The 10,611-nt window shown below is 67.1% G+C and carries 13 protein-coding genes; 10 read left to right on the top strand and 3 right to left on the bottom strand.

Translation table 11 applies throughout. The features are described from left to right. Positions 1-75: 75 nt before the first annotated feature. The gene (locus ASF25_RS00555) at positions 76-603 is read right to left on the bottom strand and encodes a DUF1465 family protein (RefSeq protein WP_056171710.1); all 528 of its coding nucleotides are present in this window, start codon (positions 601-603) and stop codon (positions 76-78) included. A 339-nt stretch (positions 604-942) separates the two neighbouring features. Here ASF25_RS00555 and rpmH point away from each other — a divergent pair, with 339 nt between their 5' ends. From rpmH to ASF25_RS22400, 7 genes are all read left to right on the top strand, one after another. Continuing rightward, positions 943-1,077 (top strand): 50S ribosomal protein L34, encoded by a 135-nt coding sequence (rpmH, locus tag ASF25_RS00560; protein WP_055947927.1) that lies wholly within the window; start codon positions 943-945, stop codon positions 1,075-1,077. A gap of 93 nt (positions 1,078-1,170) precedes the next feature. Beyond that, positions 1,171-1,761: a ribonuclease P protein component gene (gene rnpA / locus ASF25_RS00565; protein WP_082502443.1), complete on the top strand. Its 591-nt coding sequence runs from the start codon at positions 1,171-1,173 to the stop codon at positions 1,759-1,761. Then, a complete protein-coding gene (yidC, locus tag ASF25_RS00570; protein WP_056302645.1) occupies positions 1,754-3,616 on the top strand; it encodes a membrane protein insertase YidC in 1,863 nt (620 codons plus the stop codon). The genes rnpA and yidC overlap by 8 nt, the downstream gene beginning before the upstream one ends. A 160-nt stretch (positions 3,617-3,776) precedes the next feature. Further along, complete coding sequence (gene yihA, locus ASF25_RS00575) at positions 3,777-4,439, top strand: ribosome biogenesis GTP-binding protein YihA/YsxC (protein WP_056171716.1); 663 nt, start codon at positions 3,777-3,779, stop codon at positions 4,437-4,439. Beyond that, positions 4,436-4,813 carry a DUF423 domain-containing protein gene (locus tag ASF25_RS00580; RefSeq protein ID WP_056302647.1) on the top strand — a complete coding sequence of 126 codons (378 nt, stop codon included), beginning with the start codon at positions 4,436-4,438 and terminating at the stop codon, positions 4,811-4,813. Before yihA ends, ASF25_RS00580 begins: the two co-directional genes overlap by 4 nt. A gap of 31 nt (positions 4,814-4,844) precedes the next feature. Continuing rightward, a complete protein-coding gene (locus ASF25_RS00585; protein WP_056171720.1) occupies positions 4,845-5,081 on the top strand; it encodes a hypothetical protein in 237 nt (78 codons plus the stop codon). Beyond that, on the top strand, positions 5,078-5,233 hold the full coding sequence (locus ASF25_RS22400) for a hypothetical protein (protein WP_156368798.1): 156 nt from the start codon (positions 5,078-5,080) through the stop codon (positions 5,231-5,233). Before ASF25_RS00585 ends, ASF25_RS22400 begins: the two co-directional genes overlap by 4 nt. 11 nt (positions 5,234-5,244) lie before the next feature. Here ASF25_RS22400 and ASF25_RS00590 read toward each other — a convergent pair whose 3' ends face one another. Then, entirely contained in the window at positions 5,245-5,796 is a 552-nt protein-coding gene (locus tag ASF25_RS00590; protein ID WP_244472851.1) for a carboxymuconolactone decarboxylase family protein, read from the bottom strand. Positions 5,797-5,822: 26 nt separating this feature from the next. Continuing rightward, positions 5,823-7,274: a TIGR00366 family protein gene (locus ASF25_RS00595; protein WP_056171724.1), complete on the bottom strand. Its 1,452-nt coding sequence runs from the start codon at positions 7,272-7,274 to the stop codon at positions 5,823-5,825. A gap of 222 nt (positions 7,275-7,496) precedes the next feature. On the opposite strand from ASF25_RS00595, the gene ASF25_RS22405 reads away from it, so the two are divergent. The 3 genes from ASF25_RS22405 to nusA all read left to right on the top strand — a co-directional run bounded on the left by ASF25_RS22405 (position 7,497) and on the right by nusA (position 10,503). Then, positions 7,497-7,856, top strand: a complete 360-nt coding sequence (locus ASF25_RS22405; protein WP_156368799.1) for a hypothetical protein — start codon at positions 7,497-7,499, stop codon at positions 7,854-7,856. Positions 7,857-8,046: 190 nt separating this feature from the next. Next, a complete protein-coding gene (gene rimP / locus ASF25_RS00605) occupies positions 8,047-8,820 on the top strand; it encodes a ribosome maturation factor RimP (RefSeq protein ID WP_056171729.1) in 774 nt (257 codons plus the stop codon). 72 nt (positions 8,821-8,892) lie between these two features. Then, complete coding sequence (gene nusA / locus ASF25_RS00610) at positions 8,893-10,503, top strand: transcription termination factor NusA (RefSeq protein WP_056171732.1); 1,611 nt, start codon at positions 8,893-8,895, stop codon at positions 10,501-10,503. Positions 10,504-10,611 lie beyond the last annotated feature (108 nt).

A 10,611-nucleotide genomic window follows, 5' to 3' on the forward strand; every position in this document is an offset into this window, starting at 1 on the left:
CAGGCATCCAACCGTCGCTCGAACAGGACACCCCGGCCGATCCCCATCGGCCGGGGTGTCGTCACTTGGCAGATCTCAGTGCGCGGTCCCGAACGCCGCATGCAGCAGGGTATGCTGCGCGGCGACGGGGCTCGCGACCGCGACGGGAGCCGGACGCTCGTCGGTGATCAGCCCATCGAGGTGGAGGATGCGGGCATGCATCCGGCGCGAGCGCACGATGAGGTCCTGCAGACGGGCCGGCAGGATCCCGAAGACGTCCGCCTTGAACGGATCGGGGGTGGCGAGGCGCACCCGGGTCTTCTCTTCCAAGGCCTCGTTGGGCGTCAGCTCGCCCTCGGCGACGGCGCGCTGCACCAGGAGCCAGGACGCGATCTGCATGAGGCGGGTGGTCAGCCGCATGGTCTCGCTGGCGTAGCTGAGGGTGCCGTCCCGCGACATCAGGCGCGACTCGTCGCGGCCCTCGCCATCGAGATAGGCCGCCGCCTCCTCCACCATGGTCATGCCTTCGCGAAACAGCGTCTTGAAGGCATCGGAGCCCACATAGGTATCACCGAAACTGACCCAGTCCCGCTCGTCCCGAATCGTGACGTCGAATCCGTTCATCGTGCCTCCCGTGCGGCGCTTCGTCGGTCCATCGTCCCGATCGGGGACAATCCCGCCGCTTTCATCCGATGGTCCGCAATGCTAACGCCGCGAACGAGCGAGCGCCTCTTTCACCTAAAGTTAACCTTAACTCGAGCGGGCGCGGGCAGCCTGTTCCACGGCCTTCGATCCGCCGATGCGCGTTGACTCGGCGCCGGCCATCCGCCATAAGCCGCGCCATCGCGACGCGGCGCCCTTCTGGGCGCTCTTCGCGCTTGCAGACACATTCTGGACGAGTGACGGGGCCTGCACTGGCGGTGAAGCCTGCGGCACCCATCCTTGGCCATCGGAGATCGTGCCGTGAAGAGAACCTATCAGCCCAGCAAGCTCGTGCGTAAGCGTCGCCATGGGTTCCGTGCCCGCATGGCGACCGCCGGTGGCCGCAAGGTCATCGCCGCCCGCCGCGCCCACGGCCGTAAGAAGCTGTCGGCCTGAGAGCGACCGGGGTGCCGGGCCGCCTTCGGGCGGCCGGTCCTGTCCGAACCCGGTCTTATGACCTTGGCCTCCGGCCACGAGATCGGATTGGCCGTGGCAACGATCGGACGGCTCACGCAACGCTCGGACTTCCTGACCGCGGCGAGCGGACGACGCTTCCACACGGAGCGCTTCTCCGCCCAGGGCCGACTGCGCAGCGAGTGTGTGCAGAAATCCGGCGAGGAACCCGCCGCAGTGGCCGAAGGCCTGCGCATCGGCTTCACCATCACGAAGCGGGTCGGGCACGCCACGGAGCGCAACCGCATCCGGCGGCGTCTTCGCGCGGCCCTGCGCGCGGCGGAAGACGTCTTGCCGAGTCCGGCGGCCGACGTGGTGCTCATCGCTCGGCGCCCGGCTCTGTCCGCCGCGTTCGAGACCCTGATCGAAGACCTGCGCCGCGCCGTACCCATCGTGACCAAGCCGCAGACGCGCAAGGATTCGGCTGGCGAGGCGGCAGTCCGCTCCAGCCCCCGGCGTGGTCGGGGCAAGCCTGCATCCGACAAGCCGACATCCGACCGGCCGGCGTCTGGCGCTGACTCCACGATGCCGCTATTGGCCTCTGGTCCCGGGGCTGACGCCTCGCAGGGCCGCGCCACGGCGCCCTCCCCCATCCCCAACGCATGCGACGGACCGACCGATGGGTAATGACAAGACGAACATGATCGTCGCGATCGCCCTGTCGCTGGCGGTCCTGCTCGGCTGGAACTACTTCATCGCCGCCCCGCGCGTCGAGCAGCAGCGTCAGGCGACCCTCCAAGCCCAAGCGCTCCAGGGCAAGGCGGCGACCTCGGCCGACGGCGTACCGAGCCCGAGCCCGAAGGAAGGCGGCCCGGCCGCCCCCGTGCCCGGGACCCTTCCGGGTGCCACCGGCAACGGCCAAGGCGCTGTCGAGCCCCGCGAGGCGGTGATCGCCCGCTCGCCCCGCGTGACCATCGACACGCCGGCACTCGCCGGCTCCATCGCCCTCAAGGGTGGCCGCATCGACGACGTCCTTCTCAAGAACTACCACGAGACCGTGGACGACAAGAGCCCGCGCATCGTGCTGCTCTCCCCCACCGGCACGGCCAATCCCTATTACGGCGAATTCGGCTGGGTCGGCCAGAATGCCGGCCCGCTACCCGGCGGCGACACGGTCTGGACCGCCGACGCCACCACCCTGTCGGTCGGCAAGCCCGTCACCCTGAGCTTCGACAACGGCGCCGGCCTGGTCTTCCGCCGCATCATCGCCGTGGACGACAAGTTCATGTTCACGGTCCGCGACGAGGTCGAGAACAAGGGTGCGGCCGCCGTCAGCCTTTACCCGTACGGCCTCGTCTCGCGCTGGGGCAAGCCGACGACGCAGGGCTACTACGTGCTCCACGAGGGCATGATCGGCGTGCTCGGCGCCGAGGGCCTGCAGGAATACACCTACGACCACCTCGCCAAGGAGCCGGTGCTCGGCAACGTCGCCACCAAGGGCAAGGCCTGGACCGGCGTCACCGGTGGCTTCGTCGGCATCACCGACAAGTACTGGGCCGCGGCAGCGATCCCCGATCAGGCGGCGCCATACACCGGCAGCTTCACCGAGCGAACGGACGGCGCCACCAAGGTTTATCAGGCGAGCGTGCTCGGCGGCGTGCGCGTCGTCGATCCCGGCGCCACGGCGACGGCGACCCAGCAGCTCTTCGCCGGGGCCAAGGAAGTCAACACCATCAACGGCTACCAGAAGGACCTCGGCATCGAGAAGTTCGATCTGATGATCGACTGGGGCTGGTTCCACTTCATCACCAAGCCGATGTTCCGGGCGCTGGACTTCTTCTTCCACCTGTTCGGGAATTTCGGCGTCGCGATCCTGGTCGTGACCCTGTGTCTGAAGCTCCTGTTCCTGCCCATCGCCAACAAGTCCTACCAGTCCATGGCCAAGATGAAGGCCGTACAGCCCGAGATGGCCTCCATCCGCGAACGCTACGGCGACGACAAGCTGAAGCAGCAGCAGGCGATGATGGAGCTGTACAAGAAGGAGAAGATCAATCCGGTCGCCGGCTGCTGGCCGGTGCTGATCCAGATTCCGGTGTTCTTCGCCCTCTACAAGGTGCTGTTCATCACCATCGAGATGCGGCACGCGCCGTTCTTCGGCTGGATCCAGGATCTGGCCGCGCCCGATCCGACGAGCTTCCTCAACCTGTTCGGTCTGCTCCCCTACGCGGCGCCGGACATCGTCCACCTCGGCATCTGGCCCATCATCATGGGCATCACGATGTTCATCCAGATGAAGATGAATCCCGCGCCACCGGACCCGGTCCAGGCGCAGATCTTCACCTTCATGCCGATCGTGTTCACGTTCATGCTCGGCTCTTTCCCGGCCGGCTTGGTGATCTACTGGGCCTGGAACAACACCCTCTCGGTGATCCAGCAATACGTCATCATGCGCCGCAACGGCGTGAAGGTGGAGTTGTGGGACAACCTCTCGGGGATGTTCAAGAAGAAGCCCGCCGACAAGAACGCGCCGGCCAAAAGCTGATCTTTTCGAAAGACGCCGGTCCGACACGAACCGGATTGGCGCCTTCACGGCTCGCCCTCTCCCCGTCGGTCCTCCCTGTCCTGCGACGGGGAGGACCGTCCTGTTTCTCGCGTGTCGGCTCTCGAATGGCGGATACGCCCGCCCCGATCGGTCCCGACCCATGTCTCAATCAGAATCCCAGACCGAAGCCGACGCCGCGCTCCTCGAATCCGGCCGCCTCCTGTTCGCCGGCGCCGCCGACTTCCTCTCCTCCGCCCCCACCGTGGTGGCCCTGCCGCCCATGAAGGGCGTCGAGATCGCCTTCGCGGGGCGCTCCAACGTCGGTAAGTCGAGCCTCGTCAACGCACTCACCGGCCGCAACACCCTGGCGCGGACCTCGCACACGCCCGGCCGCACCCAGCAGCTCAACTTCTTCGACATCGGCGGCCGCCTGACCCTCGTCGACATGCCGGGCTACGGCTACGCGGCGGTGGAGAAGACCAAGGTCGAGGCCTGGACCGACCTCATCCACGATTACCTGAAAGGTCGGGCCAACCTCGCCCGGGTGTTCATGCTCATCGACTCGCGCCACGGCCTGAAAAGCATCGACACCGACGTCCTCGACGGCCTGGACCAAGCCGCCGTGAGCTATCAGGTGGTGCTGACCAAGGGCGACGCCCTGAAGAAATCCGAGATCGAGGCGCGCATCGAGAAGACGCGCGAGGCCCTGTCGAAGCGCCCGGCCGCCTATCCGGAGATCCTGATCACCTCGAGCCGCGACGATCGCGGCGTGCCGGAACTGCGCGCCAGCGTCGCCCGCCTGCTCAAGGAGCGCGGCGCATGACCCTGCCCGACCGCATCCTCATGGCGCTGGGCGCCCTCGCCGGCCTCCTCGGGGTCGCGGCAAGCGCGAGGGCGGCCCACGGGGCCGGAGCCGACAGCCTGAAGACGGCCGCGCAGTTCCTGCTGTTCCACGCCCCCGCCCTCCTCGGACTGGTGGCTTTGGCCTCCACGGGCGCGACGCACCGTCTCCTCACCCGGCTCGCCGCCGCCACCCTCGTCGTGGGCCTGGCCCTGTTCTCCGGCGACCTCGCCCTGCGGGCGCTCCACGGCACGCCGCTGTTTGCCATGGCCGCGCCCACGGGCGGGGTCCTGCTCATGGGCGGATGGCTGCTGGCCGCCGTGGCGGCGTTCGTGCCGGTTCGGGGCCGGTCGTGAACCGGTAACGCCTCGCGCGACGGTCGACCCAATGAGCATCGTCTTCAACGAACAGACCAAACTCCTGGCGACTGCGCTCAACACGGCGGCGACATCCTGCTTCACCGTCGGGATCGCAACGCCCGTGGCCGGCTACATCTACAATGTCAGCAATCTGCAGGTGACGTTGAAACCGCTTGCTCTGATGCTGGGGATTGCCGGTTGGCTTACCGCTGCGACCATCCTACATCTGTTGGCGAGGCGTACGCTGAAGGAGCTTACCCCATGACCGAGCTTGCCATTCTCGCATTCGTCGTCACGCCCGCCATCGTCGTCGTGATGGGATATGTCGCCGTCCGCCTGCACGAGGCCGCAGGTCGTCGTCAGGCGCGTGATCCGGTTCCGACATCGAACCGCGCCGCCGGCCAGCGGGCACGATAGAAACTCGAGAACTACCCGACCAACGGCGGCAATTGCGGCGTCGCTCCGTCCGGCAGGGCCGTCCGGGCCATGTTCATGCTCATGGCGAGCAACGTATAGTAGCCGTTGATCCCCGCCATCTCGATGGCGCCCTGCTCGCCGAAGGCCTCGACCACGCGGGCGTAGGTGGTGTCGCTCACCGCCTTGTTGTGGTGAAGCTCCATCGAGAAAGCGTAGACCAACGCCTCTTCCCGACCCATCGCATCGGGACGCCGCCCCTCTTGGATCGCCGCGACGAGGGCCGGATCGAGCCCGGCCTCCACGGCGATGGGCGCATGGATGTGCCACTCCAGCTGCTGGGTCCATTCCCGCGCCGTGATCAGGATGATCAGTTCCGACAGATGCAGGGGCAGCACGCTGCGGTAGCGCAGGTGCAACCCCATGGTGCTGGCGTTGGTCATCAGTTCGGGACTGCGCAGGAGCGGCACGAACGGCCCGAAGACCGGTCCCTTGCGTGCCACGCGAAACGCCTCCGACGCTGCCTTCTGGGCGTCGGTGAGTTGCTCGACCGGAAGTTCCGGCATGCGGTCGGGGTTGGACATCACGCGGCCTACGGCATCACGGGCGGGTGGTAGGTCAGGGTGAAGGCCAATGCCCAGAGCAGGAACAGCACCACCGGGAGGTGGATGATGAGTTGCAGGAAGCTGAAGCCGACGATGTCGCGGGCCTTCAGGCCGAGGATGCCGAGCAGCGGCAGCATCCAGAACGGATTGATGAGGTTCGGCAGGGCTTCCGCCGCGTTGTAGACCATCACCGCCCAGCCGAGATGGACCTGAAGTTCGTTGGCCGCCTGCATCACGTAGGGCGCTTCCAGGAGCCATTTTCCGCCGCCGGACGGCACGAAGAAGCCGAGCACCGCCGAGTAGACGCCCATGGAGATGGGGAAGCTGCCCGTGGTGTTGAGGCTCACGAACGCGTGGGTGATGACGTCGGACACGGACGTGCCGGCCCCGTTCTTCGGGCCGGTAAGCATGGCGCTGATGGCGGCATAGAACGGAAACTGGATCAGGACGGCGGCGGTGGCCGGCACGGCCTTGCCGACGGACTTCAGGAAGTTCTTCGGCCGCCAGTGCAGGAGCAGTCCGAGGGTGAGGAACAGGAAGTTGTAGGTGTTGAGGCTCGAGATCGCGGTGATCCAGGATTGCCGGGCGAATTCCTGCACGAGCCAGCCGACCGCCAGCACCGCGAGGAGCAGGGTCAGGATCGGCGAATGCTCCAGCCACTCGCTCGGCTGGCTCGGACGCGTGGTGTCGGGCTTTTCGCGCGAGACATCGACGCCCATGGATTCCGCGGTGACGGCATTGGCCGGCCCGGGTGCCGAGACGTAGGCGATGATGATGGAGATCACGAACAGGATCACGGCGATCAGCATCGACTGCCACAGGAAGATGGTCTCGCTGAACGGGATCACGCCCGTGATGGCGAGGAGGTTCTTCGGCAGGCTCGCCGGGTTCGCCTGAAGCTGCGCCGCGGACGAACTGAGGCCCATGGCCCAGGTGGCACCGAGCCCCAGATAGGCGGCGGCACCCGCCGCGCGGTAATCCATCTTCAGGTCCGTGCGCCGCGCCAGCGCCCGAGCGAGGAGGCCGCCGAAGATCAGGCTCAGGCCCCAGCTGAGGAACGACGACAGCATGGTGGCCGCCGCCACCAGACCGACGGCGCCGCGACCGGATTTCGGGATCGCCGCGAGGCGGTCGATCAGAGCCTGCACCGGAGGGGCGGTGGCCACGACGTAGCCGCCGATGGTGACGAAGGCCATCTGCATGGTGAAGGGGATCAGGCTCCAGAACCCGTCGCCGAAGCTTTTCGCGATGGCCGCCGGCGGGGCGCCGTTGGCCAGCGCGCCGAGCGCCACGATCACCACCGCGATGGCGACGAAGACGAACGCATCCGGAAACCACTTTTCCGCCCAAGCGGTGAAGCGGATCCCCAAGCGGGACAGCGCCCCCTCGGTGGCCGGGTCCCCCGTCGGGCCGGCGGGCGGGCGGGATGTGTTCGACATGGGCGGAATTCCGTGGCGTTCGGAGCGGTGGCCGCATCTTGCGCAAACCACCGCTACGCTCAAGCGGGCGTCACCGGTGATGAACACGTTCGGCCCGAGATGTCAGACGATCGCTCAGATCTTTGCGGTTCCTTCAAGATTGGAGGCCGAACATCGCTCGTGTGCAGCTTGGACCCGGGGCAATCGCCTCGGACGACGGGGGCGCCGGACCAGGGGGATGTGTTGGCCAAGGCTTCTCAGGGCGTCGATCTCGACCGCCTGATGGCGACCCGGCGTGGACCGCCTCCGTCCGTTCGTGACCTGACGACGGGAAACGATGCGGCACGGCCTGCTCCATCCGGCGGCCGTGCATTCGGCAGCGGAAGGGCCTGGCTCGCCGCGGCGTTGATCAACGTCGGCATCGTGCTCGTCGTGGCGCTGGGAGTGGTTCTCGGGCCGCCCCTCCTCGAATGTCGTCGCCAGGCCGAAATCGGCTTCTTCGCCGGCGACAGCTTCCGGGGATGCCTCCACAAGGCGGCGACCCACCGTCTCGCTCGCCTGGAAAGCCAACTCCGAATGGCCGTACGCGATTCGGGGCACTGACGCGGTTCGATTTCCAGCGCGCGAAACCGCTTGAAACGAACCCGCGACGGGACTAACTAAAGCACATCAGTTCTGGTTGCAGTCTTGAGGCTGCGGTTCGGGAGTGGGCCCCACCGGGTCCGCTCTTTTTTATTGCCGCAAGCTCAGCGCCACCGGATCCCTTCGACCAAGGCCGGACTTTAAGCGCAGCATGGCGGACTCTCCCGAAAAACGTCTGATCACCGAGACCGGCGTCGCCGCGCGCGTCGTCCAGGTCATCGAGGCTTCCATCGAAGGCTTGGGCTTTCGGGTGGTGCGGGTGCGGGTCTCGAGCGCCAACGGCTGCACGGTGCAGATCATGGCCGAGCGGCCGGACGGCACCATGTCGGTGGACGATTGCGAGGCGGTGAGCCGGGCGATCTCGCCGCTCCTCGACCTCGATGACCCCATCGGCAAGCCGTACTACCTCGAGATCTCCTCGCCGGGCATCGACCGTCCCCTGGTGCGGGCCGTCGATTTCGAGCGCTGGGCCGGCTACGAGGCAAAGATCGAGCTCGCCGTGCCCCTCGAGGGTCGCAAGCGGTTCCGTGGGATCATCCGCACGCCCAATCCGGACGGGCTCACGGTGCCCATCGACCTGCCCGACGTGAAGGAAGGCCTGCCGAGCCGGATCGATCTGCCCTTGCGCGATCTCGGCGATGCCTATCTCGTCCTGACGGACGATCTGGTGCGTGAGTCCCTGCGCCGGGGCGGTGGCCCGCCGCCGATGCTGGACGACGAGGACGAGGACGAGGACGGCCCCGAGGCCGAGCCGGCGCCCCCCCTTAAGAAGAAGATTTCACGGCCGCTTAAGCCGAAGGCTTCGGCCCGGCCCAAGTCCGAGAAGATCGAAACCGAAGCGAGCCTCGCCATCAAGGCCCAGAACAAGGCCAAGCCCATCCGCACCAAGGCGGTCCGGGTGAAGGATGACGGCAAGCTTCACTAGAAACGCCCGGATCGCGCTCGAACGCGCGACGCGATCACGAAAAAACCACGACGAAGAGAAGGACGAAAACCGATGGCCGTCGTCAGCGCCAACAGGCTCGAACTCCTGCAGATCGCCGAAGCAGTCGCGCGCGAAAAGGTGATCGACCGCTCCATCGTCATAGACGCCATGGAGGAGGCCATCGCCAAGGCGGCCCGCTCGCGCTACGGCGCCGAGACGGACGTGCATGCCGAGATCGATCCGAAGACCGGCGCGCTCCGCCTGTCACGCCACCTCGTGGTGGTGGATCAGGTCGAGAACGACGCCCGCGAGGTCACCCTCGATCAGGCCCGCCGCTACAACCCCGGCGCCCTCGTGGGCGACGTGATCTCCGACACTCTGCCGCCCTTCGATTTCGGCCGCGTCGCCGCCCAGTCGGCCAAGCAGGTCATCGTCCAGAAGGTACGCGACGCCGAGCGCGACCGTCAGTTCGACGAGTACAAGGACCGCATCGGCGAGGTCGTGAACGGCCTCGTGAAGCGCGTCGAGTACGGCAACGTCATCGTCGATCTCGGACGCGGCGAGGGCATCGTCCGCCGCGACGAGATGATTCCGCGCGAGACCTTCCGCCCCGGCGACCGAATCCGCTCCTACCTGTTCGACGTGCGCCGCGAGGTGCGTGGGCCGCAGATCTTCCTGTCGCGCTCGCATCCGCAGTTCATGGCCAAGCTCTTCGGCCAGGAGGTTCCGGAGATCTACGACGGTATCGTCGAGGTGAAGGCGGTGGCCCGCGATCCGGGCTCGCGCGCCAAGATCGCGGTGATCTCGCGCGATGGCTCCATCGATCCGGTCGGCGCCTGCGTCGGCATGCGCGGTTCGCGCGTCCAGGCCGTCGTCGGCGAGCTTCAAGGTGAGAAGATCGACATCATTCCGTGGTCCGAGGATCAGGCCACCTTCATCGTCAACGCGCTCCAGCCGGCCGAGGTCGTGAAGGTGGTGCTCGACGAGGAGGCCGACCGCATCGAGGTGGTGGTGCCGGACGACCAGCTTTCCCTGGCCATCGGACGCCGCGGCCAGAACGTGCGCCTCGCCTCGCAGCTCACCGGCTGGGATATCGACATCCTCACCGAGGCCGAGGAGTCGGAGCGCCGCCAGAAAGAGTTCGCCGAGCGCACCGCCATCTTCATGGAAGCCCTCGACGTCGACGAGACTGTCGGTCAGCTGCTGGCGGCCGAAGGGTTCCGCAACGTCGAGGAGATCGCCTACGTCGAACCCGGCGAACTCGCCAACATCCAGGGCCTCGACGAGGAAAGCGGCACCGAGATCCAGGCGCGTGCGCAGGACCACCTCGCCCGGATCGAATCGGAATTCGACGCCAAGCGCCAGGAGCTCGGCGTACAGGACGAGTTGCGCGAGATCGACGGCATCACCACCCCCATGCTGGTGGCGCTCGGTGAGAACGACGTGAAGACCATCGAGGATCTCGCCGGCTGCGCCACGGACGATCTCGTCGGCTACACCGAGGGGCGCGGCCCCGAGGCGACGCGCCACGCCGGCTATCTCGATGGGTTCGAGGTTTCCCGCACGGAAGCCGAGGCCATGGTGATGGCGGCCCGCGTGCATGCCGGCTGGATCGAGGCGCCGACGGAAGCCGCCGAAGCGGACGGTGCGGCCGAGGATGCCGAGGCGCCTGCCACCGCCTGATCGCCGACACCTGAACATCGAGCGGAGGGAACCGGCGAGCCCGGCCCCTCCGTTTTCGCATAAATCCCCCCGTCCCTCAGGATGCCATGGCGCCCATCCCCGACGATC

The organism is Methylobacterium sp. Leaf100 (assembly GCF_001422845.1).
GTDB lineage: Bacteria > Pseudomonadota > Alphaproteobacteria > Rhizobiales > Beijerinckiaceae > Methylobacterium.